At 49.6% G+C, this 24698-nt stretch carries 22 protein-coding genes and 1 riboswitch; of the genes, 5 read left to right on the forward strand and 17 right to left on the reverse strand.

Annotated features, from left to right (window positions below; translation table 11 throughout):
- The 9 genes from OXG87_09745 to nfsA form a co-directional block, all read right to left on the reverse strand.
- Window positions 1-317: hypothetical protein (locus tag OXG87_09745; GenBank protein MCY3869829.1), on the reverse strand; the 317-nt coding region annotated here is incomplete at its 3' end.
- Window positions 318-646: 329 nt separating this feature from the next.
- A complete protein-coding gene (locus OXG87_09750; GenBank protein ID MCY3869830.1) occupies window positions 647-868 on the reverse strand; it encodes a hypothetical protein in 222 nt (73 codons plus the stop codon).
- Window positions 869-993: 125 nt separating this feature from the next.
- Window positions 994-1335 carry a hypothetical protein gene (locus tag OXG87_09755; protein ID MCY3869831.1) on the reverse strand — a complete coding sequence of 114 codons (342 nt, stop codon included), beginning with the start codon at window positions 1333-1335 and terminating at the stop codon, window positions 994-996.
- Between the two features lie 97 nt (window positions 1336-1432).
- Entirely contained in the window at window positions 1433-2572 is a 1140-nt protein-coding gene (locus OXG87_09760; GenBank protein MCY3869832.1) for a DNA adenine methylase, read from the reverse strand.
- Between the two features lie 5 nt (window positions 2573-2577).
- A complete protein-coding gene (locus tag OXG87_09765) occupies window positions 2578-3885 on the reverse strand; it encodes a hypothetical protein (GenBank protein ID MCY3869833.1) in 1308 nt (435 codons plus the stop codon).
- Window positions 3886-3888: 3 nt separating this feature from the next.
- On the reverse strand, window positions 3889-5454 hold the full coding sequence (locus OXG87_09770) for a DGQHR domain-containing protein (GenBank protein MCY3869834.1): 1566 nt from the start codon (window positions 5452-5454) through the stop codon (window positions 3889-3891).
- Between the two features lie 219 nt (window positions 5455-5673).
- On the reverse strand, window positions 5674-5985 hold the full coding sequence (locus tag OXG87_09775) for a nucleotidyltransferase family protein (GenBank protein MCY3869835.1): 312 nt from the start codon (window positions 5983-5985) through the stop codon (window positions 5674-5676).
- Window positions 5986-6055: 70 nt separating this feature from the next.
- Entirely contained in the window at window positions 6056-7399 is a 1344-nt protein-coding gene (locus OXG87_09780; GenBank protein MCY3869836.1) for a Fic family protein, read from the reverse strand.
- A gap of 114 nt (window positions 7400-7513) precedes the next feature.
- Window positions 7514-8266 carry an oxygen-insensitive NADPH nitroreductase gene (gene nfsA / locus OXG87_09785; GenBank protein MCY3869837.1) on the reverse strand — a complete coding sequence of 251 codons (753 nt, stop codon included), beginning with the start codon at window positions 8264-8266 and terminating at the stop codon, window positions 7514-7516.
- 158 nt (window positions 8267-8424) lie between these two features.
- Here nfsA and OXG87_09790 point away from each other — a divergent pair, with 158 nt between their 5' ends.
- Window positions 8425-9834: a BNR-4 repeat-containing protein gene (locus tag OXG87_09790; GenBank protein ID MCY3869838.1), complete on the forward strand. Its 1410-nt coding sequence runs from the start codon at window positions 8425-8427 to the stop codon at window positions 9832-9834.
- A 67-nt stretch (window positions 9835-9901) separates the two neighbouring features.
- Window positions 9902-9987, forward strand: a riboswitch (ZMP/ZTP riboswitch).
- Window positions 9988-10040: 53 nt separating this feature from the next.
- Window positions 10041-10925, forward strand: coding sequence for a bifunctional methylenetetrahydrofolate dehydrogenase/methenyltetrahydrofolate cyclohydrolase FolD (folD, locus tag OXG87_09795; GenBank protein ID MCY3869839.1), 885 nt, complete (start codon window positions 10041-10043; stop codon window positions 10923-10925).
- 65 nt (window positions 10926-10990) lie between these two features.
- On the opposite strand, the gene OXG87_09800 is transcribed toward folD, so the two are convergent.
- Both OXG87_09800 and OXG87_09805 read right to left on the reverse strand, forming a co-directional pair.
- A complete protein-coding gene (locus OXG87_09800) occupies window positions 10991-11722 on the reverse strand; it encodes an NAD(P)-dependent oxidoreductase (GenBank protein MCY3869840.1) in 732 nt (243 codons plus the stop codon).
- A gap of 27 nt (window positions 11723-11749) precedes the next feature.
- Window positions 11750-13474, reverse strand: coding sequence for an NFACT family protein (locus OXG87_09805; protein MCY3869841.1), 1725 nt, complete (start codon window positions 13472-13474; stop codon window positions 11750-11752).
- 130 nt (window positions 13475-13604) lie between these two features.
- On the opposite strand from OXG87_09805, the gene OXG87_09810 reads away from it, so the two are divergent.
- On the forward strand, window positions 13605-15134 hold the full coding sequence (locus OXG87_09810) for an AAA family ATPase (GenBank protein MCY3869842.1): 1530 nt from the start codon (window positions 13605-13607) through the stop codon (window positions 15132-15134).
- On the opposite strand, the gene murQ is transcribed toward OXG87_09810, so the two are convergent.
- Window positions 15131-16039, reverse strand: coding sequence for an N-acetylmuramic acid 6-phosphate etherase (murQ, locus tag OXG87_09815; GenBank protein MCY3869843.1), 909 nt, complete (start codon window positions 16037-16039; stop codon window positions 15131-15133). The genes OXG87_09810 and murQ overlap by 4 nt on opposite strands.
- Window positions 16032-18773, reverse strand: a complete 2742-nt coding sequence (locus OXG87_09820; protein ID MCY3869844.1) for a UPF0182 family protein — start codon at window positions 18771-18773, stop codon at window positions 16032-16034. Before OXG87_09820 ends, murQ begins: the two co-directional genes overlap by 8 nt.
- A 172-nt stretch (window positions 18774-18945) precedes the next feature.
- On the opposite strand from OXG87_09820, the gene OXG87_09825 reads away from it, so the two are divergent.
- The gene (locus tag OXG87_09825) at window positions 18946-20307 is read left to right on the forward strand and encodes a KamA family radical SAM protein (GenBank protein MCY3869845.1); all 1362 of its coding nucleotides are present in this window, start codon (window positions 18946-18948) and stop codon (window positions 20305-20307) included.
- Between the two features lie 53 nt (window positions 20308-20360).
- Here the strand turns inward: OXG87_09825 and OXG87_09830 are convergent, their stop codons facing one another.
- Window positions 20361-20912, reverse strand: coding sequence for a Uma2 family endonuclease (locus tag OXG87_09830; GenBank protein MCY3869846.1), 552 nt, complete (start codon window positions 20910-20912; stop codon window positions 20361-20363).
- Window positions 20913-21292: 380 nt separating this feature from the next.
- Here OXG87_09830 and OXG87_09835 point away from each other — a divergent pair, with 380 nt between their 5' ends.
- Window positions 21293-22153, forward strand: coding sequence for a dockerin type I domain-containing protein (locus OXG87_09835; protein ID MCY3869847.1), 861 nt, complete (start codon window positions 21293-21295; stop codon window positions 22151-22153).
- A gap of 85 nt (window positions 22154-22238) precedes the next feature.
- On the opposite strand, the gene OXG87_09840 is transcribed toward OXG87_09835, so the two are convergent.
- The 3 genes from OXG87_09840 to OXG87_09850 form a co-directional block, all read right to left on the reverse strand.
- A complete protein-coding gene (locus OXG87_09840) occupies window positions 22239-23651 on the reverse strand; it encodes a sigma-54 dependent transcriptional regulator (GenBank protein MCY3869848.1) in 1413 nt (470 codons plus the stop codon).
- A gap of 175 nt (window positions 23652-23826) precedes the next feature.
- Window positions 23827-24441, reverse strand: coding sequence for a DUF151 domain-containing protein (locus OXG87_09845; GenBank protein MCY3869849.1), 615 nt, complete (start codon window positions 24439-24441; stop codon window positions 23827-23829).
- A gap of 27 nt (window positions 24442-24468) precedes the next feature.
- Window positions 24469-24698: hypothetical protein (locus OXG87_09850; protein MCY3869850.1), on the reverse strand; the 230-nt coding region annotated here is incomplete at its 5' end.

Genomic DNA, 24698 nt, shown 5'->3' on the forward strand with positions numbered 1-24698 from the left:
CTCCCGCCAATCCACCAGGCCGTACCGTGGATACCCACCAGACCTTTGCCGCCTGCAACAAAATCGAACAATCCCTCTTCTTGCTCAGGCGTCAAATCCGGCAAGCGATTCACCGTCCCATCTGCATCCCGCTCTGTACGCGTGAATCCCGTACCGTGTATCAGCACATCAAAATCGTCCAAAGCGTCTGAATTCAGCACATCCTTATTGTCTTCAAGCGCGACAGACAAATCGTCCTGAGCGCCCAAAAACCCATTGATAACCTCGGCACTTGCATCAAACCGATGGTTCGGCCCTGACAAAATCAGCACTTTCATTTTTTCCTCCTTTATGGTTATTCATCTTCAAATTGCATCGGCGTATATAATACACACCCACTACTCGGTCAAGCGCTTTTCAATATCAGCGATAGACATCTCGGCGGTGTTTCACCCTGTAGATAGTGACAATCCGCGTGCTATCATCTATCTCATAGAGAATCCGATAAACACCCACACGTAAACTGTAATCTGTTCTTGCCCGAAGCCTTTTTGCATCTGTAGGACGAGGATTTTCTGAAAGACGATTAATATGATTGCTCACCAGCCGGGCATATTGCGATGGAAGCCTTGAAATATCTCTCATCGCACGCCGAAGGATTTGAACGCTATACATCTATACCTTCTTCGCGCAGTTCTACTTTGGCCTGTTCCCATGGAATTACTTCTTCACCTGCGTCGCGAAGATGGCGAATCTCTTCTATATCTTCCAGGTCTTCCAGCAAGGTCAGTAACGCTTCCCAAGCTGTGTAGTCAAGCAGCACCGATTTTTTTTCGCCACCAGCGTCCACGACAAATTGAGCTTTTTCGAGTATATCTGTCACATTCATAATTATTTCCTTTGCACCAGAAAGAGTTGCTGTTCCAAACTGCTATTTCGCGCTCGCGGCATCAGAGCTATACCCTTTCTTCGACGAGTGCTTCCAATTGTGTTCAGGTGAAATTTCAATAGCAGTTAGTCCGACCATAACTGAGCGGTCCTTTTGGCCCATTCCTCGGCTTCGGCTATATCCTGTTTGGTCACAACAGGAAGTTTGCGGAAGACGATATGGGAGACACGCTGCTTAGCTCCACTCGTGGAATGCTCATAACCGATGATCCACCTAAAGATACTGCCGAGGCGCAGGTGCTTGAGATCGTCTTCTGAAATCTCGGAGAGAGGAATGACTGCTTCTTCCTCTTCATGCGAGGACCCGGCAGTCAGGTCTAAAAGCCTCGCTGTGAAGTCGTCCTCCCCTATCTCTATGACATATCCTTCCCATTCCTGAAGAACTTGAAACATTACACTATGTTCCACTGAAGTATAGCCTCCTCAAAAGCATATCCATTATTCAGCTAATTATCGTGACACCCTGAGCACTGAAATTGGGGAATTATAGACTGACAGCAAGAGGCTATATGGGATCGAGTGCAAGCATGAGTTCATCTGATACTTTCCTGGCATCTCGGTTAGTCCTATTTCCACCCAAAGTGCTGAATGTTGTTTCCACAGATTGGCGCGTAACCCGGAAAAATTGTTGTGCCATTTCTTCTATTCCTTCTCCGGATAACCCATTGCTGCATTCCCCTTTTGGGAAAGTAAGGACAACTTTACATCCTTTATTCGAAAGAATACGGAGGAGATTCTTCATAGTCTGTGAAGAAATGCTCTTCTTGCTATAGTTCGAGTTCGGCCTTTCATCTATCGGAGGATACCTTCCTACACCTTCTACAGTGCTGCAAGTTCCTCCGGCTATGGTTTCTAATACATGATAGAAACGGCTGTACTGCACGGCTGAATAAGGCGGATCAACAAAGACAACATCGTTGGAATTGAGTTTCTTAGCTATCTGATTTGCATCGGCAACGACTGCTTTACCTGGTTCGGTAGCATAAAGAGGACAGAGTTTCTTTAGAGCCGCCCGTGCATAGTGAAATGGGTCCAGTAGCCAAGAAGCTCGAAGGTATTCGGCAGCGGTTTGTGTTGCCTTAAACGGTTGAGCAGTATGACCGGGAGCTGCGGCGCAGTTGCTCGCCGCAATAATTACTGATGCGAGACAAAGTTCTCTAAGTTCACTGTCTTTCGGTAATGACCGAAGCATCGAATCAAAGGATAATGCCTGAGTAGGACTAAAATAATGTCCTCCGTAGCACCGCCAGACTAATAGGGGATCTGCTTCCTCATCTGGAGAATCTGAAGAACATAACTCCTGGGCATACCTGTGCCATATCGCAGTAGAGTATTCCGCTGTATCAAGCTGGCTGGCCTCTTGCCAAACCTTAAACTTGCGTCGCGCTTGATCCGCAGTAGACAACCACGATTTATCCAAATCTTGAGCTTCAATTGGCTTCGTACGCTTCACGACTGCACCCGCCAGTACCGCGGCATACTTCTGAAGATCACATGCGAGAACAGATTTCCTGAGTTCTGTCGCGGCAAACCATGAAACATATGCGGCTCCACAGAAAAGATCAACTACACGCAAAGCGGACTGCGCCTGAGCCGCCAATAGCTCTCCGAGGCCATTTTTCAGCATTACACGTTTTGATCCCATGTACTTCAAAGCTCAAGCCCCCATAAAAAGGCGCGTTCGGTTGTGGCGAGAATCGCTGCCTCACGAGCATAATTTGACCAAAGAGTATAGTAATCCTGTGGCCACTGATCAACCGAGTCTATTGCTTCGTCAACATCTTGCCAAAGATCAATAAACGATTCCGGCTCATTATCTTCAGACCATAGACGACGCCTTACAGCAGCACTTGACCACCAGAATGCCAGATCTTCCTTGACAGTTGGGCCTACTTCACTAAGCAAGTCCGCCGAGGATCCTGTAGCCACGCGAAGAAGCAGGGTCGCTCTCGCCAACACCTGCTTAGAGTGTTCGGGATGGTATAAGTCGTCTTGGGCATTAGCATCTTGAATGATTTGATGTATATGTTGAAGGTTCTCATATTTCAGAAATTCAGCCCATTGATTGGGCGGCAACTCCTTTGGGTCAAGCGCATTAAGCATCATATTTAGCTGATTTTCATATAAGTTTTTTGCTTGTAGATCGTCTCTATCAATTACCAATGCCAGACTACGGCGAAGTAGATGGCGATCTAAAACCGGAAACCCTCCAACTGCTCCAGGCTCACATATCTCCCAAAACCGTAGTATTGCCTCCATAGTATCGCCAATTAGCCTTGGTCCAGGAGAAGTAAAAGTGGTTGGACGATAACTCGCGAGGTTGCGTGCATCCCTGTCTTTGGTCAAAAGAGAGAGGTCAAGTCCCCATTGTCGAAGCCATTCTCGGGCGATGAAATCGGAACCTGCAGAGAACTGTTCTAGCCATTCTCGTAGAGGAAGACCACCCGGCCTTATGGCCAGGGAAAGTGTATCACGCCCTGCCGGTGAATTTGCCCAAAATTCAAGTGCATCCCAAACGAATGCGTGGGTAGTCTCATACGGCAACAAAAGACATTTTTGGGGTGTAATTACTATGATATGTATATTATGAAAAACTCCGATGCCATCACCCGCAAGCACAGACATGGCCGCACGAAGCTCGGCATAGTAGCCAAGATGTCGAGCCGCATCAGGATCACCTGCCATCTCCGCTTCCAACGCACGTCCAAGATAAGACCAACCATCGAAACAATGGACTATGGCTGAGGCCGCCACATATTCCGCGAGTTGTGTGTGATCGGAAATCTGACCGTTTCTATTATCCATTCTGATTTGATCAACGCTGTTTTTTTTATAAGGATTATGGTCTGAGAGCCAGGATTCCTTTATCCAGTATCCTTCTAACTTAGGCATGACTTGGCTGATCGCTGATCGGCTGGCTTGATTTAGGGTATTTTGCTGATTGGAGTCTAACGGCATATTCTAATACCCTAACCTTAGCAGAACCTCACGCGCAGACTGTGCGACTGGACCTTGACCGTTTAGTGCGACTGGTCCTCGACCATTTAAAAGATGTTCGAGGACATCTTTACGCAATTCTTTATATCCGCCACTTCCTCGAAAAGCTGCTTTGCGCGTTCTTTCCTCCTCTGTCAACCCAGGGCCACTTGACGCACGCCAGTCATAGGTCGCCAAGCTATCAGATAACTCCTTTAGAAAATCTATGATTTCTTTTTTTTGTCTTAAAGAACGGATACTGACCGTGGTCTGAGCTTGACGTTCTTCCTCTTCTTGCTCTCCTCCCCAATCGGAAAGTTTGAGCTCATCGGCTCGTACAAAGCACAAGTCGTTCACAACCTGTAGAAGTGTACGAATGCCTTGATCCTGATTCATGAGTGTATTCTGTCCAAAAAAGGCAAGATCAGGAAAATCTCCGGTTTCTTGGAATAGGCTTGGAAACTCCTGTCCACGCAAAGCTTCAATCCATGGGTCATGTCTCCCAGCAATTGCCTTCTGTATCATTTGGCCCATTACGATCAAAAAAGCCGACTGGTCTCCGAAATTCCAAGGTAGTACGGTTTCATCCCTACCAACAGTGGAGCCAAAAAGGCCGCCAATCTGCACCCGAGGCCCTTCCCAGGTTTTGATAAATGAGGCCAAGAGGGAGCGTACCCAAGCAGCTTGAGTGACCATGAGCCCCCTACTGCCGCTTTCGCCCAGCATGTTTATACGTCGGTGCCAAGGACTTTCGGGATGAGAATAGAGTGAATCCACAAGCTCTTGAGCCCTCGTTTCCCGATATATCGCGTGACCTTCAAACTTACTTAACCATTCTTCTGTTCTTAATAGCGGATAGAGATCAAAAGCCAAGCTGGCATTGATTTTTTTGGGTTTGATATTAATAGTATAAAAAAGATAAGCCTGCCAGCTAAGGTCCAGACCAACGAACGCAACAACAGGCAACTCATAATCGCCTTCAAGTTCTTGGGTCTCGAAGGCCCATAGTCGATGCTGGCCGTCGATTACCTCAATGGGAGGGATATTTTCAGGTTTCCAGTTCTTAGAGTTAAATGACTCAGGTAACAAGACACTCGCTACGCCATTGTCACCATCCTCAATCTCGACGAGATCGGATGTTGAGACTGACTGACCACGTCTCTTGTCCTCAGGAGTCAAGATGTTGACAACGATAGACGTAGGTAGCCAGCCAGGTTGGCGAAGGTCCTCAAAATTTCCTGAATTTCTTTTTGCCTCACTAAGTACAGACCAGGGATAGCCGAATTTCACAAATCTTTGTATCTCTTCTGAACGCCCTCTCTCATGGCGTCGCTGAATCCCCATATCTTCGGATGCCGTAGTTCGATCAGTGGTTCGAGCATAGACACCGCTGAGAGCTTTCAAATCAGCCGCGGCCATGCTAAACTGATAGAACCAGTGCCGGGGCTCGGCTCGGTTCTCGTCTGGGTCCCAATGGATCTCATCCCAATTTGCAAGCCATTGCCGCACTTTAAGGGCAGGAACCGGCTTTCTGTTTGATTCGTTAGTCATATAGAAAACTCCTGATGGGATATCTGGGTAATTTTTTAATGCACTATAATATGGACAAGTCCTGGTGATTGAAACACTGATCTCTCAGGCGATTGATAGATAAATGTCACGGCTTCTGCAAACATCCGCTACTTGAATACCCTGCGCATTGACATTTGGATCAATGTGGGCACAGGTGAGGTTCATGCTCTTTTCGTTATCATCCAGCTTATTTGGTCATCAAGCTTGCTCATAGATAGCCTCCGCTGAATTGAGTATTTCCTCTCGAAGCAACCAGTTGCGACTATCTTCAACTCCTCTGAAGGTATGCATATCCACTCTTCGGCCAAGTATCTCTGACAACTCGTCCTGTATAGTGATAAACGAAAACCCGATACTTACCTGCGGCTCAAACGCCACCAGAACATCTACATCGCTCTCAGGCGTAAAATCGTCTCTTAGCACCGATCCGAACAGTGCCAGGCGCTGAATATGATTGCGCCGACAGAACTCAGCAATCTCGTCTCCTGGTATCTCGATTCTCGCGTTCACAGCTTCCCCTACACTTTCTTATGATTCTCCTGTCTCTTACTCTCTTTCAGTTTCTCTTTTGCTCGGCTTCTCAGTCATTAGATTGCTCTGATAGCTTATTCATCATAAACCTTATCATTTCGTTAAACATCTTCTTGAGTTCCTTCAAATCTTGTCCTGCATATTCTTTTTGATATTCATCAGTATCACCTTTATCATCATTATCAAAACCAAAAAACTGAGAATCGAATTTCCAGATGCAACCACTTGTTTTTACTTCATTGTGAATTCTGAAAGCAAAATTGGCCTTCCGTGCCCCATGAAAATCGTATAACTCAAATGAGATACTAGTAGAAATATAAAGCGCGAGTTCTGGCCATGCTTCATTATGATCTTCTAATGGCAAAAAAGCCCCTTTATTGTTGGTCATTAGCACCTGACAACGAGCATCATCATCTGTATGAACATGCCAGAACATATAGGAAAACTGCTCTATCTTTTCTTTACAATACAAAAAAAATGGATACAACACCTTATCCGCATATACTCTTGCTCCGATTGCGTTGTTTGTAACCTTTTCCAAAGAACGTTTGAATATTGCGATCTCTTTATCTATATCCTCCACATCTTCAATATCCTCTCCGCGAGCAGCTTTTAGATGCAGATTCAGGGCATATTTGCAACACTGTGCAATATAGGTGATAAACTCCGCCAAATCTTCGGTCTTATCCGCTTGCTCCAGCATCCCGATGTATTGACCTCTCTCCTCAACGGGGACTACAGCCACTGTGTACCCGTGCTTGATCAAAATCATATTCATCAAAAGCCGCGCCATGCGACCATTACCATCGTCAAAAGGATGAATACGGCTAAAACGGTAGTGAAACGTGGCGGCTATAATAATCGGATGCTCACCCTCATCCTCTTGTCCTCTATACCAATCTATGAGATCGCCCATCGCCGGTTTCACCTGATCCGGCGGCGTAAAATAATAAATTTCTCCCGTAGAAGTTCGCACATTATTGGGCTGTGTCTTATACTCTCCAATGGCAATGCGTCGTTTGATGGGCTGCCCATCTGGCGTTATCGCGTCGTTTTCGTAAGGTTCCTTCAACAACACTTTATGGAGATTTCGGATAAAGACCTCATTAAGCGATTCATTTCTTTTTACTGCATCCTCCATCGCCTTTATCGCCTCATCATGCCCCTCAATGTCCAGATGATCGCGCATAGGCTTCCCACGGGCAGTAAGCCCATGGAGAATCAGACTTCTCGTTTCTCCGAGCGTCAGACTATTGCCTTCTACGGCATTGGAGTGGTAGTTCGACTCAATTCGGAGCTTTTGCTCTATCCGCCCGAGAACATCGGAAGGCAATGGGCGCAATGCGTCCAGCTCTCTTTTCAGCCGATCAATTTCTTCAATGACATTGCTCATGGTATATTCCCGCAATCATTCTCACACAAAGACACTAACGATGAAATATAGAGAATATTCCCTCACAAAACTACAAAGTCCCAAATATTCCTTTGTGCCTTCGTGTGAGTTTCTCTATCGCCGCAACTTAAACCCTTGCGCCGTTAGAAACTCGTCCAGTTCCTCTCGCACATGAAATTGTCCGGTGCGTCCTCCCACCACCGTCGTCCAGCGCTGGTCTCCTTCGTGCATCCCCTGTGACGCATAAAACGCCACCATCTTCTCATCGTAATCCTTCATAATCGCGCAATGCGTCTCATCATCCAGATAACGCTCCCGATGCAACACTGCATCGACAGGCAAGCGCGGTTTCACCTCTGGCTCCTGCGCTGGATACCCAATACAAAAACCCGACACAGCCACAACATAAGGCGGCAAACCGAGCAACTCACCCACAGCCTTTGGATTATTCCGCATTGCCCCAATCATACAAATACCCAACCCCATAGACTCTGCTGCAATCGCCACATTCTGCATCATCAGCGCAACATCCACCGTCGCAATCATCAACGCCTCCACATAATCCCCATCAAACCGCTCAACCCCGTGCATCTGATTCGCCATCCGATCCCGATGCAAATCCGCACAAAAAGTCAAAAATGCCGCACTCTGATGAATCTGCACCTGATCGGCACACAACTCGGCCAACTTCTTTTTTCGCTCGGGATCAGCCACATGAATCACCGTATAAGCCTGTAAATTGCTCGACGTACTCGCCTGCTGCCCGCACCGAATCAGACTCTCCAACACCCCATCGGGCAATGGCCGATCTTCAAACCTTCGAATACTCCTGTGCGACATCAACACATCAATCGTGGAATTCGACATAATAATCCTTTCTAAGAGCGGGCGGGCACGGGAGCCTGCCCCTACATGGCACTTATTTTTTCAATGAAGCCATGAAACCAAACTTTGTCAAGAAACTTGACGCGGATTTCCTTTTCCCTTTTTTTATCATATTCAAATTTCATCCACAGGAGAAAAACATGACTCTCACCTTAAACCAAAAAGACACGGGCTACCGCGGAATATGGTATTACAATCAGCCATCCGGCGATGAATACGTGTACAAATACAGCGGCGGATTGGGCACGTACTGTGCCAAACATCGCCCCTTTGCCGTGTACCGTCCCGAAGTCGAAAAAACCTTCTTCTGTTATGGCGGCACACCCCTTGACGCACACCTCAAACACACCGAAGAAGACCTCAATGGCGACAGCTCGTTTTCGCGCAATCGCAGCGGCTTTCTCCTGCACATGATCTCCTACTTCGACCACAAAACCCGACAAGTACCCCGCCCCACCATCCTCCTCGACAAAAACACAGCCGATGCCCACGACAACCCCGTCATATCCATAGACGACAACGGCTATATCTGGATCTTCTCAACCGCACACGGCTTATCGCGCCCCTCGTATATCCACCGAAGCGCAAAACCCTACGCCATTGACGAATTTGAACAAATTGACGCAACCTATCGCTTCAATGGCGAAGAACAGCCCATGGATAACTTCTCCTACATGCAGGCCTGGCACTTACCCGGTCGCGGCTTCATCAACTTTGTCACCCGCTACAAAGATCCGGCTGACCGCACCCTCTTCTTCATGACCAGCCCAAACGGCGTCAAATGGTCCGAATGGACGCGCCTATCCGCCATCGAAAAGGGACACTATCAAATCAGCATCTGCTCCAGCCAAAAAGCTGTCACAGCCTTCAACTACCATCCCGACCCTCACGGTCTCAACTGGCGCACCAACCTCTACTACCTCGAAACCCCCGACTTTGGGCAAACCTGGCAAAATGCAGCCGGAGAACCCGTTGAAGTTCCGCTCACAATTCCACACAATAACGCCCTCGTGCGCGACTACGAAGCAGAAGGTTTAAAAGTCTATCTCAAAGACATTCGCCTCGACCCACAGGGCAAACCCGTCATCCTCGTCATCACCAGCAAAGGTTATGAATCGGGTCCGGAAAATGACCCGCGCACCTGGACCCTATTGCAATGGACGGGAAGCGACTGGCACGCCCACCCCATCACCACATCCGACAGCAACTACGACATGGGGTCCCTCTACCTCGAAACCGACGGCACCTGGCGCGTCATCGCCCCCACAGAAACCGGACCACAACCCTACAATCCCGGCGGAGAAATGGCGATGTGGGAACGCAGTGAACAAACGTGGACGCGCGTCGTACAACTCACGCAAAACAGCACCCGCAACCACACCTATGCCCGAAGCCCCGTCAATGCACATCCCGACTTCTACGCCCTTTGGGCCGACGGCAATGCGCGCCGTGCATCCAAATCCTGCCTTTACTTCTGCGACAAAAAAGGCAACGTCTATCAACTCCCCGAAACAATGGAAAGAGATTTCGAGCACCCAATTTCCCTATAAAAAATACCGGCTGGTAAAATCCCAAAAAAGATTTGGATTGTCTGCCCAAATCCCTTAAATTTATAGAAATCTCCAGTGTAACTGGCGGAAAAGTGGAAATAACCACGAGGAAGCACTGGACTATATCACATGCCGACCGCCTGGGCTAAAAACAATCACATCGCCCGGGCGTATTTTTGTTTTGGGCATTCACATGGGAGAAAGTGATCATGGCAAAAATCATAAACGGCACAGACCTGTCCAAAACCATGCGCGCAGAAATGGCTGAAGAAGTCAGGCTCCTCAAAACAAATCACAACCTCACCCCTGGCCTCGCGGTCGTCCTTGTCGGCGACGACCCGGCATCCATATCCTACATCACAGGCAAACGCAAAGCCTGTGCAGACATCGGCATGTATTCTATTGAACACACCCTGACAGCCAACCAGCCCGAATCCGACCTCCTCGACACCATTGAACAACTCAACGACGACGACGCCATTCACGGCATCCTCGTTCAACTCCCCCTGCCCGAAGGCTTTGACGAACAAACCGCCCTCAACAGCATCTCACCTGAAAAAGATGTAGATGGTCTCCACCCGGTCAACCTCGGCCGCCTCATGCGCGGCGAAGAAGGCTTTTTGCCCTGCACGCCTCACGGCGTACAACAAATCCTCAAACGCGGCAACTTCGAAGTCGCGGGCAAACACGTCGTCATCGTGGGACGCAGCACCCTGGTGGGGCGTCCCCTCGCCAACATCCTTTCGCAAAAAGCCACAAATGCCACCGTCACCTTATGCCATACCGGCACGCGCGACCTCGGGCACTTCACCCGTCAGGCGGATATCCTCATAGTGGTGACAGGACATCCCAACACCGTCACAGCCGACATGGTACAGGATGGCGCAGTCGTCATCGACATCGGCGTCAACCGCGTACCCGACAAATCCAAAAAAGCGGGTTATCGCCTCGTTGGCGATGTCGATTACACAGCCATCAGCAAAAAAGCGCGCGCCGTCACACCCGTCCCGGGCGGCGTTGGTCCTATGACCATCACCATGCTCCTGTACAACACCATAACATCGGCCAAACGCATGCACGGTCTTGTATAAAGCGTCACATTCAAGCACAAAAAAACCGCCGATCTTGAGCAATCGGCGGTTTTTCGCATTTCCCACTAAACATAATCTTCGGCATTATCCACGGGATCATACCCGATCTCTTCGCGCGCATTCTGAATATCCCAATACGCTCGCGTATTACCCGAAATGCCGTAATAAATCGCAAAATCAATTTTCTCTGGCGCCTCAATACTCCGCCAGGTCAGTTGCACCGTATCTTTATAACTCAGCCAGCTCGATAAAATGCGGTCACTACCTCGATTCTGAACAGAAGAAACGGGCTGAAAAGACCCAATGCGATGGCAAATCACAGATAGACCATATTCATCAACGTAATATCTTCCCAACGCTTCGCCATACGCTTTGCTCGCGCCGTAATAACTATCGGGACGCACGGGCATTTCCCAGGTCGTATAAATCGGCCCCTTCTTCTCGTACATGCCAGTAACGTGATTTGTACTGGCAAAAATGACCCGCTTCACCCCCTTGCGCTTGCACGCCTCGTAAATATTGTAGGTACCGATAATATTTGCCTCCACTGTTTCTTCAAACGTCGCCCCACCCGAAGGATTGCCCGCCATGTGAACCACCGCATCCATGCCATCCACAGCCTCTTCCATCTTCTCCAGATCCGTGATATTTCCCACCATCACTTCCTCGTCGTACTTCTGATCTAAAACTGTGCGATTGTAAAGCACTCTCAGTTGATACCGCTCGTACAAACCATCTGTGAGAACCACGCCAATACGCCCTGCTGCACCTGTGATCAACACCCTCTTTCGCGCCACAATATCTCCCTTCAAAATATAAAAAATTTACGAATACGCCTCATCCTCGCGCTTGAGTTCACGAGGCGAGACCATCACGGTTTTCTCATTGCGAATAGTCACCAGTCCCGGCGGTGCCCCGCGCGGTTTTTGCACATAGCGAACCTCCGTATAATTGACCGGCACGCTTTTAGCACCCCGCGCTTTGCTCCAGTAAGCCGCCAGACTGGCCGCTTCTTCAAGTGTTTTTCGAGAGGGGTGGTCCGCTCTGCCATCGCGTTTGAGAATCACATGGGATCCCGGGCAGCCGTGAACGTGCAAAAAGAGATCATCTCGACCTGAACTTTTGGTAAGCCTGTCGTTCTCCGCATTATTCCGCCCCACCAGCACGCGCCACCCATCCCGTGTGCGATACCGCCTGGGATGAATATCGCCGCTCTGGCGTTTAGACCTGACCTGCGGCCTCTTTTTGGGCACTTTGATCAGACGCGCATCTTCCAGTTCCTGGCGTATCTCATCGTACTCGGCTTCCGAACGGATAGTGTTGAGGCGATCTTTATAATGCAGAATTTCATCCCTCTCCCTCTGTGCAACCTCGAGGCGTTTGGCGAGAATGGGTGCGCCCTTTCTCGCTTTCTGCGCCCGCTTGAGATACGCGCTGGCATTTTCCGAGGCCGTGCGCCGCGGATTGAGGGGAATAACCATCTCCTCGCGAGACGGATCAAATACATCGGGCAACCTGATGGTATCGACATTCAGAGGAATTTGCGCGATATGACACATCAGCACATTCCCCATCTTTTCATACAAATCTGCATTATCCGCATCGTCGATATCTGCGCGGATACGCCCAATCTTTCGCTCGCAAATAGTCAGGCGATTTTTTAGATCCTTCTCGATATTTTTCCACCTCCCTTTAAGAGCCTCAGACTGGACTTCGCCTGCCACAACATCCGATATGGCTTCGCCGAGCGTGCGATACGCTTGTTCTATCTGCGTATGCCGAATGTCAAGAGCACAAACCGCGCTGCGATTATCCCCTTCGCGCACGCGCAAGCCCCCGTCATAAAATGGCGGATTCGCAAAAAAGGTGCGAATAATCTCTGCAAAATTTGCGAGATCGCTGGTGGAAAGTGCGCGTTTTTCCCCAAAACCAGCAATATGAAGCAATTCGCGCGCAGATAAAAGGTCAAGCCCCGCAATATGTTGTACAAGCGCATCTGCGCGCGCATCTTCGGGAATATCGACCAAAAAGGAAAACTTCGCGCTTTCCGGCGGCATGCGGTCGAGTGCTGGCGGCGGCTGATAGAATTTTCCCGGGGATATTTCCCGCACGCGGTTCTGGCGCGCGCGGAAAGACCTGAGCACTCCCAGGATCCGGTTCGTTCTCATATTGGCGAGAACAACATTGGCATACCTGTTGATCAATTCGCATATAATGCGGGAATCGGTAGTCGTCCCAATGCGGTCGCGCTTGCGAACCAGGAGATGCACAATGCGTTCGTGGGGAACATGCTCAATGCCAATAATACCTGCACCGCGCAAATAGCGATCCCCCCAGGGGATGCGTACGCGCTCGGCGTCAACAGGCGGTTGGGTCAGCATCAAACAACATCGATTCGGATGTGCTGAAAGCAAGAGATGCCCGACATCGCCCAGATGCAAAAACAGATCGTGTTGGCCTACGAGGAACACATCGCGGATCAGGCGATGGTCAATCTGAGGCCGCAATTCATCGCATAATCTGCGAAGTGTTAGTGGACTGAGATTCATAACTGTGTCTCATGATAACTTGACAGTCAGAAGCAGTATTGGTATTGTTTAGGAACTTTCAGTATTACTACTCTGGAAGGACTGAGAGCTTATCCCCAGTCCCCAGCCCCTTGACTCTGGAGCTTTTTTTATGTCTGAAAAAAGACCTTTTTCTCCTGCAGAATTGCAAAAAGATCTCAAAAACTTCCTCGAGGAAAAATACGGGAATCAGGTAGTCTTTCCGCAGGGAGAAGCCGACGGGATACAGGAAGGTCCCCGCGTGGAAGAACCCACAGAACAAACCATAGATTTTGACCTCAAGCCCGAAGAGTTGGAGGCTTATCTAAACGAATATGTAGTGCAGCAATCCGAAGCAAAAGAAGTATTGGCCACCAAGATATGTACGCACTACAATCGCATGAAACTCGACCATGAAGACCCGGAATTTTCGCGCAAAAATGTGGGACACATCAAAAACAATATTCTCCTGATTGGGCCTACGGGCGTGGGCAAAACGTACTTGATCAAGCTGATCGCACAACGCATTGGCGTTCCATTTGTCAAGGGCGATGCCACAAAATTCAGCGAAACGGGATATGTGGGCGGCGATGTCGAAGACCTGATTCGAGAACTCGTGCGCGAAGCCAATGGCAGCATTGAAATGGCGCAATACGGCATCGTGTACATCGACGAAATAGACAAAATCGCGTCGGCCTCCAATCTGGTCGGTCCAGATGTATCGCGCACGGGCGTTCAGCGCAACTTGCTCAAGCTCATGGAAGAAACCGATGTCGATCTCAAAGCACCACACGACCTCACATCGCAGATGGAATCCATGATGCAATTTCAGCGCAGCGGCAAAGTAGAGCGTCAAAAAATTAACACGCGCAACATCCTGTTTATCGTAAGCGGCGCATTTAGCGGCCTTGATGACATTGTGCGGAAGCGTCTCAATCTGGGCAAAGTCGGGTTCCAATCTGGGCGCGACATATCTCACGAACAGGACCACACAGAACTTTTGCAACACGCCAAAACAGAAGACATGATCGAATACGGTTTTGAATCTGAGTTTGTGGGCCGACTGCCCGTAACAGCAGTCTTAACACCCTTGAGCGTTGACGATCTCTACGCGATTTTGCAGAGCCAGACCAGTTCGGTCATTCTGGGCAAAAAACGCGACTTCAAAGCCTACGGCATTGATCTGACTTTTGACGACGACGCCCTCAGGTTATTGGCCGAACAAGCCGCATTGGAACAAACCGGCGCGCGAAGCTTGGTCAGCGTATGTGAACGCGCATTGCTAAAATTTGAAAAATCATTGCCATCGACAGAAATCGATTCGTTTCGCGTCACGAAAAATGTGATTGAAGACCCCGAACACGCGCTTCAGCAGTTGCTGGTCTTGCGGGGCACGAGCGCGTTTGTCAAGCGCTTCCAGAACGCCTATGGTATCGCGCTCACCTTTGACGATGAAGCACTGGGCGCACTTGCCGAAAAAGCCGCAAAAGAAAATCGAACAGTTGACGAAGTGTGCCCGGATTTGTTCGATGATTACGGACACGGACTAAAGTTGTTGGGTCATCAATCCTACGTCATTACCGCAGAAGCCGTGCGCCAGCCCAAAGACTATCTCAACGGTCTGGTAAAAGCCTTCTATCAAGGAGAACAAAACAAGGCTTAATCCATCAGAACCCTATTGATAACACCGTCGTTTTGCCGCAGTAATTCACGGGCTGTTTCTATAGAGACAGCCCGTTTTGTCATGACAATCGCCGTTTTGAGATCTCCCTGTGCATTGTCGAGTGCTCGGCGACTTTCTCCAGGCGTCAGATCAGATACGATCTCCAAAATGCGTTCGGCGCGATCTATGAGTTTTTCGCAGGTCGGCGCAAGGTCAACCATCAGATTTTCATAGACCTTGCCCAGGCGAATCATCGCCGTTGTAGTAATCATATTGAGCACGAGTTTGGTTGCCGTGCCCGCTTTCATGCGCGTCGATCCGGTAATGACTTCTGGCTCCACCACAGGAACAATTGCGACATCTGCGCGCGCCTTTTCTACGACATCTGGATTGCATGTAAAAAACAAAGTCTTTGCGTCAATACATCGCGCGTATTCGAGCGCACCGAGCACAAAAGGCGTCACCCCACTCGCCGCAATACCCATAACAACATCATCGGACGTGCAGCCGCGATCTTTGAGCGCTACTTTGCCGTCTTCTGGGTGGTCTTCTGCGCCTTCTTGTGAACGCGTCAAAGCGGGAATACCGCCCGCGATAACACCCTGAACGAGATCGGGTGACACGCCGTAGGTCGGCGGGCATTCAGACGCATCGAGAACGCCGAGACGACCACTGGTTCCCGCGCCAACATAAAAGAGACGACCGCCCTTTTGGAATGCCGACACCACGAGATCGACAGCTCTGGCAACATCATCTATCACACCTTCAACAGCACGCGCTACTTTTTGATCTTCGGCGTTGATAAGGCGCAGTGCATCCACCGTCGAACACCGATCAATATGGGTGCTATTGGAATTGCGCTGTTCAGTGAGCAATCCAGCCCACTTTGAGACCTGTTTATTCATTTTCATTCATGCGCCGAAGAGTTTGGCGCAGTGCCTCAACGCTTTGGCCATAATCAGAAAACGCGCCCGCTTGCAAGTGCTTTTGCGCCGTTTCAAATTGTCGATAGGCCTGCCGAGCGAGTATTTTGAGGTCTTTTGGCAAATCTTCAGTATCCCGAACTGGCACGCCCTTTGTTATGGAAAAAACTCTATTGAGAGCATCGTTGAGGTCTTCGCCCATAGCGAGGCGATCACCGTGAATGGCGAGCACGCGCTTGAGCTCTGGCATCCCGTGTTGGGATGCGCGCAAATAAAGCGGCTCGACATAAATGAACGAATTGCGGATGGGAATAACCAGCAAATTGCCGCGTATGACATCTGACCCACGCTGGTCCCACAGGGTAATTTCTCGGGAAATATCGGTATCCTGATTGATGCGTTGTTCAATGAGCATTGGCCCGTAAATAAGCTTTTCCTTCGGCAATTTATAGACCACGAGCCGTCCATAATTTTCTCCGTCACAGCGCGCAAATATCCAGCCGATCATATTGGGTTTGTTGGAAGGCGTAGCCGGCAGCATGAGAATATATTCTTCGCGGTCTTCTCCCGGCAAACGCGCCATCACATAATAAGGACGCATGCGAATAGGGCGATCAACTGTCCCGTAGTATTCTGTGGGAATCTCCCACACATCTTCGCGGTTGTAGAACACAATCGGGGTGGTCATGTGATAGGTATTGTAAAGCGCCGCCTGAATATCGAAGAGATCTATCGGATACCGCAGGTGTGCGCGAAGCTCGGGACCGATTTCATCGGCCGACTTGAACAGATGCGGGAAAATCGCCATATAGGTCTTGAGGAGAGGGTCACTCGTATCCCAGGCATAAAAAGTGACACTCCCATTATACGCGTCGAGCACCACTTTGACAGAATTGCGGATATAATTCATTTCTCGCACATAGGGCCGCCCATAAGGCATCGAATAGGGAAACATATTGGATATAGTATAAGCATCCTGTATCCAGAGCAGGCGGCCTTCAACCACGGCGAGATAGGGATCGTTGTCAAAACGGAGAAACGGGGCAATTTTATCAAACCGCCGCGGGGCATCTTCGCCAAAGCGGGTGCCGATATGCCGGTCAAAAACAATGCGACTTTGAGGCGTTATCGCATCGGTAAAAAGAATAAATGGATCGACAAAGCGAATGGCAAATAAAAGACGCTTCAAAAATCCATCTAATAGCACGCCACCGCGCCCCTGATAATTCGTGTATATATTCTCGTCGCCTTTGGGATAGTCAAATTCGGGTGTATTGGTCCGAACGATGATGTAATCGCGCATGTCTTCCCCGTAGTAGAGTTCGGGGCGGACGACCTCAATACCATTCGATGTAACCGGTGGAATATCTTTTAGCAGAAAACCCGGCAGTCCTTCGGCGGCAATCTCATTGGCCGGGCTCATGACCAGACCGTATCCATGCGTGTACACAAGATGCCGATTGACCCATGTATCCCCCGGCAAATCGCGCGGATTTCTCGCCAGTTCGCGTGCGGCCAGCATCACCTGTCGATACGTACCGTCAACGTGATAGCGATCCACATCGACACTTCGGAATTTGTAATAGGACCGAATTTCCTGGATCTGTGAATACGTGTCCATAAGCGGACGGCGATCCCACAGTGGAATACTTTGTATGGTAGCCTGATTATTTGCAATATCGTCCGCAGTCAGATCAGATTCGCCGGGAAAAGGCACCTCCTCGATCTTGTCCAGACGATATGCTTTGCGCGTGTAATTGATGGCATGTTGAATATAGGGCTTTTCTCTGTCAAATTCATTGGGTCGTACAACCACCAATTCAAAAATAATAGGGATGCACCAACTCACGATAATGAGCGCACCGAGATAGCCCGCCGCACCAAATCCGGGAATCTTCCATGTGCGAACGCGCACATTGTAAAAGAGCAACCCCGCGAGAACAACCAGCCCCAAAAGCATCAGATAATAAACCCAGATTTGGATATTGAGATCTGTATAACCCGCGCCAAAAAAAGCTTCTTTGCGAAAAGAATAGAGCAATTCGTATCTTTTTAGCCAATACCCCCACGCGAGTAAAAGAGCGAGAGTAGCGGCGAGAATCGAGACGTGTGCTCGCACATGTGGCGTCGTAATCCAGCGCTTGTCATCGAATCGAATCGCTCTATCCTGATGATAGGAAACAACCGTAGCAATCCCCGTCACAATAATTGCGGAAATAAGCCAACCCTGCAGAAAATTGTACAGCGGCAGACTGAAAGCATAAAATGCTATGTCGTGACCAAATATGGGATCGGCCAGATCAAAAGAGGTGGGATTGACGTATTTTAGAACAACTGACCAGGCCGTGGTGCCAGCAACACCCATAAAAAAGGACAACAGCGCGACAATCCCGGTCCAGGCGTAACGCTGTCGGAGAGAGTGATCGGGCGGTATGGGAACATCGCCATCGATAATAACCTCAAGCGCCATGACGCGGGTGGGCTGCCCATAGCGCCGAGCAGCGACAATACTGATACCGCAAATCAGTGCAAAAACACTTCCAAATGCGAAAAAGGCGAGGGTTTTGGTGCGTATAATGGTGATAAATACGTCGTGAAAACCGAGTGATGAAAACCAGAGATAATCGGTATAAACCACCGAGAGCAGCCTTAGCCCAATAAAAGCTGTGAAAACAGCAAAACCCAAAATGAGAATGACAAACGCGCGTTTTGACATAAAAAATTCCGTTCAGAATGATGGCAATAGCGTTTTTAAATTAAAATAAACAAACAGGTTGAACAAGGTTTTTGTCCGCGCCCAGACTTGACAGATATACATAGCGGATGTATTATAGGTAGCCTGCACACAGGCGTAACCGCACCTTGCATCTCACTAAAAAGGCAGAAAGATGGACGTTATCGAAGAAGTATATGCTCCTCGCACAAAACCTCCCGTCGATCCCGGGGATCTCGCGCATCGCGAGTTGCGTCGGGACGAATTCTGGCGACATATCCCCGCTTTTGCAGACATAGACGCGCGCACCTTTCACTCGCACATCTTTCAGATGCGCCATTCAATAACCAGCGTGGGCAAATTGATGCGGGTACTCGAAGACCGGGTATCCAACGACTTCTATCAGGAGGTCGCAGCGGGTCTGCAACACGCGCCCATGAGTGTGCGAATCTCGCCGTATATATTGAGCTTGATCAATTGGGATGACCCGTATCGCGATCCGATTCGCAAACAATTTTTGTCTCTCAGATGCGAGCAAGAGTGCGATCACCCCGAATTGCACCTCGATTCGCTCAATGAATTGGGAGATGCCCCCGTTGAGGGATTGACACATCGCTATCCAGACCGCGTGTTATTCCTCGTATTGGATACCTGTCCCGTATATTGCCGATTTTGCACCCGTAGCTATGCCGTGGGACTGGATACAGAAGATGTGGAAAAGGTAAATCTGCGGGTCAATCGAGAGCGATGGGACAATGCGATTGGGTATATTCAATCGCGTCCCGAAATCGAAGACGTCGTAGTCAGCGGCGGCGACATGTATCAGCTCAAAGCCGATCAACTCGAAGAACTGGGCAATCGCCTGCTGGATATCGACCACATCCGGCGATTTCGCTTTGCGACCAAAGGCCCGGCGGTCATGCCGCAAAAACTCGTCACAGATGATGCCTGGGTAGATGCGCTGACGCGCGTGGTAGATCGCGGGCGCAAAATGCACAAAGAAGTCGTCCTGCACACCCATTTTAATCACCCCGCCGAAATCACCGGCATTACCCAGGACGGACTTCATCGGCTTCAGTCGCGTGGAATAACAATACGCAACCAGGCAGTGCTTCAAAGCGGCGTGAATAACAGCGCCGAGACAATGAGACTCCTGGTCAAACGGTTGAGCTACTTGAACGTACAACCCTATTATGTGTATTTCCACGACCTCGTGCGCGGCGTTGAAGATTTGCGAACAACACTCGACGATGGCCTCGCTATTGAAAAAGCCATACGCGGCACCACATCCGGATTCAACATGCCCACATTTATTGTAGATACATTGGGCGGCGGCGGGAAACGAGACGCGCACTCCTGTGAATACTACAACAGGGAAACCGGGATCGCCGTCTATATCAGTCCCGTAGTAAAACCCGATACATTTTTCTTTTATTTTGATCCACTCTGGCGTTTGCGCGAAGATATTCAAGCGCGATGGCAGGATGATGTGGAGAGAGAAAAAATGAAAGCCGAGGCCATAGAGGCCGCGCGGTAGCGCGCAAAAAATAGATAGTAAAAAGGGGCAACCAGAGACGGTCGCCCCTTTTTTTAAAACACATCTGCAAGTGGCAATTGCCACCCGGACAGGACATCGCCGCCGTCAATTGTATCGCCTTCTGTGAGAATGCGAACATCGTCTAAATCGCGATAAACGGTTGCTGTACGCGTTTTGGGATCGAGTACAATAACCATCTTCGCACCTGCCCGCAACCAATCAAATGCTTTTTCCGTCACTTCGGATGCGCGGTCATTTGGCGAGACGACTTCAACGGCGAGGTCGGGCGCGCCGGGGAAAAACCCTTCGTCGTCGCCTATCACTTCTGCACGTTCTTTCGACACAAAACTCGCATCGGGTGCGCGCACCGTATCGGGTGTAGTGTCGATAATAAATCCGGTTTCGGCGGCATAAGTTGTGCCAAGGTCATTGTCTTCGACAAATAACCCAAGGCGGATGCCGATTGTTGCTGCAATTCGTCCGTGCTGACTTCCCGCTGGAGCCATCTGGCGCAATTCTCCCTTTATGAGTTCATAGCGATAGCCATTGTGTGGCATCACCAGAAGCTCATCGGCTGTCATGGTGGCAACGGTTTGCAGGGCCATACCTGAACCTGTTGTGTTTGGGGAAAAATAATGGTTGACGTGATGTATTCACACATGAAGAAATATAAGGAATATGGAGAAAGAACAAAAGTAAATACCATCAGGATCAGGATGTACAGGATAAAAGGATGTACAGGATAAAATCAAAGACAAAACCCCTGGATCGAGGGTCAAAAACACCCCGCGATGACGGCGGATCAAGCAGGGATGAACAGAAAGGACTAATGTATGTCTTGACAATGATTGCTTTCGTAATATTATCTATAGGCACAATGGCGTCTAAATAGAAAAAAGCCGCGTATTGGACAAACAACACGCGGCATCCAGTCGCAAATTGCCTGAGAGATCATCAGGCGCAAAACAAAGTGAGGATATATATCATGTATAAGCACGTAACAATTGTCGGACTCATTGGACTCTTTTTCGCAGGTCAAGTCTCTGCTAATTCGCATACAGATCCCGACTTTAACGACGACGGAATCGTCAATTCAATAGACTATGCGCTGTTTTTGGCGCAGTGGGCAACGAAGGCAGGTGACCCAAATTGGGATGCGAAGTTCGATCTGAACAGCGATGGGGTCATCAGTTCCATTGACTACGCGCTCTTTATTGCCAATTGGAACAAGACATTTCCAATACCACAGAGCCAGACACCGCGCGATATACTGGTGGCACTGTATAATGCAACGGGTGGCGCCAGTTGGACGAATAGCACCAATTGGCTCAGTAACAACGACATTTCCACCTGGCATGGGGTCAGCGTTTCTAGCGGGAATGTTACAGGCCTGGATCTTAGCCTGAATAATCTGACGGGGATGATCCCCTCTGAATTGGGCAACTTGAACAACCTTGAGAACCTGAATCTTACAGGTAATCAGCTACGTGGTGCGATCCCCTCTGAATTGGGCAACTTGAACAACCTTGAGAACCTGAATCTCAGCTTCAATCAATTGCATGGCGAAATCCCAGCAACACTGGGCAACCTGGCCAATCTCGAAGTCATGTGGCTTGTCAGTAATCAGTTAAGCGGTGCGCTTCCAGCAGCACTGGGCAACCTGTCCAATCTCGAAGTCATGATTTTAAACATTAATCAATTAAGTGGTGAGCTTCCCCAGAGCCTGACCGGACTGACAAACCTGATGATTTTTTCCTTTGGGAACAACAGGGGCCTATGTGCGCCATCTGGTGTTCAGACGTGGCTACAGGGCATCTCAGACACCAATGGCCCGAATTGTGAATAAAAAAATCAAAACCTTCTGGATCGCACGGGACGGCACGGGGACCGTCCCCTACAACATCATGCCGTGATGACAGTGCTGGTGTGTGTCAAAGCAATCCATACCTCTTCATCTTGCTCCTCAAAACCGTCCTCGAAATATCCAGAAGCGCAGCTGCCTGAACCTGATTCCCCTCTGTTCTTCGCAACGCCTCGCGAACCAGTGCCCGCTCACACGCGGACAGACTCATCTGATCCCCGGGAAGGCGCTGCACCATCTGTTCAACACCACGATCCCCGCCTGGACCAATCTCAAATAGCTCAAAACTCAGATCATCTGCATCAATCTCTCCACCCCCGCACAAAATCGCTGCCCGCTCAACCGCATTCTTCAGCATGCGAACATTGCCCGGAAACACCTGTTTCTGAAGCAACGCCTCCGCCTCTCTCGAAAATCCCACCAGCGGCTTCTGCAAATCGCGGGCATAACCAGCCAAAAAATGCCGCGCCAAGAACAGAACATCCCCCACCCGCTCGCGCAACGGCGGCACCTGAATCGCGAACACATTCAACCTGTAATACAGATCCTCTCTGAACATTCCCTCCCGCACCGCTTCAGCAAGCACCCTATTCGTCGCTGCAACCACGCGCACATCCACATCTATCTCATCACTACTCCCCACAGGTCGAATGCATCGCTCTTCCAGCGTACGCAACAGACGCACCTGCATCTCCAGCGACATATCCCCAACCTCATCCAGAAACAGCGTACCGCCATCCGCCAGCTCAAAATGGCCCTTCTGGTCTGTCTTCGCATCTGTAAACGCGCCCTTCTTATGCCCAAAAAACGCGCTCTCAAACAAATTGCCCGGAATCGCAGAACAATTCACGGCAACAAACGGACCGCCAGCGCGATCGCTCTCACTATGCACAGCCCGCGCAACCAATTCCTTCCCCGTACCCGTCTCCCCAACAATCAGCACCGTCGTATGATCTGTCGCAGCCACCTGCTGAATCTGCGCCTTCATCCTCACAACCGCCTCACTCTCACCTATCAGCGCACGCAAACCGCTCCGCTCTCGCTCCTGTGCCGCCATCCGATCCAGCCTCGCCTGCATCCTATTCGTCTCTTTGCGAAGCACCTGATAGCGCATTGTGCGCTGGATAGCCGCATTCAACACCTCCACCTTGAAAGGCTTAGTAAAAAAATCAAACGCACCTTCTCGCAACGCCCGAAACGCATTCTCGGACTCCTTGACACCCGTAATCACAATCACCTCGGTCTCGGGAGCGACAGACCGCACCCGTCGAAGCACCTCAAACCCATCTATACCGGGCATCTTCACATCTGTAATCACAATATCCACAGCCTGGCTCTCCACCACCTCCACACCCCGCTCGCCATCTGCCGCTTCGATAACCGTATGCCCTCTCGCAATGAGAAACTTCCCAATCGCACGCCGGATATGTGCATCATCCTCAATCACCAAAACCGTCATACTGACCTGCTCAGCCATTCTCATTCCCTTCTCCCCAAATTTACAATCGTTTGCTCTTGGAAAAAATAAGACGGGAATGGCAAAAAGCAAGGCCACTCATACAGAATACAGACAGATTATGCTTTTGTGCATTTTAATGTTTTTATGCATTCCATCAAAAACCTATGAAGCGGATATAATATTATAATGTATAACGCAATCATTTCTCAATACTGTGTTCAAGTCTGCCGATCTCGTCGCGCAGTCTGGCGGCCTCTTCGTACTCTTCCAGCGCGACCGCCTCTTGCAAACGCGCCTTGAGCGCATCCACCTGCTGCGTCACCTGATCGGGCGCCTCGTCAGTGGATTCATCCTCTGCTGCAGACCTTACAAAAGCAGCAATATTCTCAACGCCTTCAATGGACACATCTTGCCCCTCAACCAACAGCCCCGCCTCTTCAATCACCTGATCCGCCACAAAAACCGGGGCATCGACGCGCAATGCCAATGCCAGCGCATCGCTCGGGCGCGAATCAATAATAACCGACTCACCATTGCGCACAATTGTAATCTCGGCAAAAAACGTCTCGTCTCTCAGCGCACTGACCAGCACCTGCTCAACGCGCACATCGAACCCATCCATAATCGCACACAACAAATCGTACGCAATAGGACGCGGCGGCTGCTCATCGTGAAGCGCCAGAGAAATCGCAACCGCCTCAAAATTGCCAATCGCAATGGGCAAAAAAACCGTCTGGTCCTTATCCTTTAACCAGACCAGCGGATGACTGCTATTGGGTTCGAGTTGCACGGCAATCACTTCCATTTCTGTCATGCGAGAAATCCTTTCTTCTCCGTAGGGTCAGGCAATGCTTAGCATCTCGGGTACTGGCAGTGGTTTGCGGTCTCGCTCGTATAATTCAATGGTATCTTCGACAATGCGACACAGTTCCGAGAACACCTCTTGTTCGTCATCGCCATGACATCCACCATAAAAGAGTCCCGGACATCTTCCAACATAGCACTGATCCTCTTCCGACCAGGCTACTATTTTTACGTAACGGGCACTTTTTTTCATTTTTTTGATACCTC

This window comes from Gemmatimonadota bacterium (assembly GCA_026706845.1).
Taxonomy (GTDB): Bacteria; Latescibacterota; UBA2968; order UBA2968; family UBA2968; genus VXRD01.

Excerpts from the sequence above, each read along its gene's own strand:
- murQ (MCY3869843.1), bottom strand. The coding sequence starts at position 16,039 with ATGAATAAACAGGTCTCAAAGTGGGCTGGATTGCTCACTGAACAGCGC.
- OXG87_09835 (MCY3869847.1), top strand. The coding sequence starts at position 21,293 with ATGTATAAGCACGTAACAATTGTCGGACTCATTGGACTCTTTTTCGCA.
- OXG87_09790 (MCY3869838.1), top strand. The coding sequence starts at position 8,425 with ATGACTCTCACCTTAAACCAAAAAGACACGGGCTACCGCGGAATATGG.
- OXG87_09770 (MCY3869834.1), bottom strand. The coding sequence starts at position 5,454 with ATGACTAACGAATCAAACAGAAAGCCGGTTCCTGCCCTTAAAGTGCGG.
- OXG87_09845 (MCY3869849.1), bottom strand. The coding sequence starts at position 24,441 with ATGACAGAAATGGAAGTGATTGCCGTGCAACTCGAACCCAATAGCAGT.
- OXG87_09805 (MCY3869841.1), bottom strand. The coding sequence starts at position 13,474 with ATGAATCTCAGTCCACTAACACTTCGCAGATTATGCGATGAATTGCGG.
- OXG87_09780 (MCY3869836.1), bottom strand. The coding sequence starts at position 7,399 with ATGAGCAATGTCATTGAAGAAATTGATCGGCTGAAAAGAGAGCTGGAC.
- OXG87_09810 (MCY3869842.1), top strand. The coding sequence starts at position 13,605 with ATGTCTGAAAAAAGACCTTTTTCTCCTGCAGAATTGCAAAAAGATCTC.
- OXG87_09830 (MCY3869846.1), bottom strand. The coding sequence starts at position 20,912 with ATGGCCCTGCAAACCGTTGCCACCATGACAGCCGATGAGCTTCTGGTG.
- OXG87_09840 (MCY3869848.1), bottom strand. The coding sequence starts at position 23,651 with ATGAGAATGGCTGAGCAGGTCAGTATGACGGTTTTGGTGATTGAGGAT.
- OXG87_09750 (MCY3869830.1), bottom strand. The coding sequence starts at position 868 with ATGAATGTGACAGATATACTCGAAAAAGCTCAATTTGTCGTGGACGCT.
- OXG87_09820 (MCY3869844.1), bottom strand. The coding sequence starts at position 18,773 with ATGTCAAAACGCGCGTTTGTCATTCTCATTTTGGGTTTTGCTGTTTTC.
- nfsA (MCY3869837.1), bottom strand. The coding sequence starts at position 8,266 with ATGTCGAATTCCACGATTGATGTGTTGATGTCGCACAGGAGTATTCGA.
- OXG87_09760 (MCY3869832.1), bottom strand. The coding sequence starts at position 2,572 with ATGGGATCAAAACGTGTAATGCTGAAAAATGGCCTCGGAGAGCTATTG.
- OXG87_09825 (MCY3869845.1), top strand. The coding sequence starts at position 18,946 with ATGGACGTTATCGAAGAAGTATATGCTCCTCGCACAAAACCTCCCGTC.
- OXG87_09765 (MCY3869833.1), bottom strand. The coding sequence starts at position 3,885 with ATGCCGTTAGACTCCAATCAGCAAAATACCCTAAATCAAGCCAGCCGA.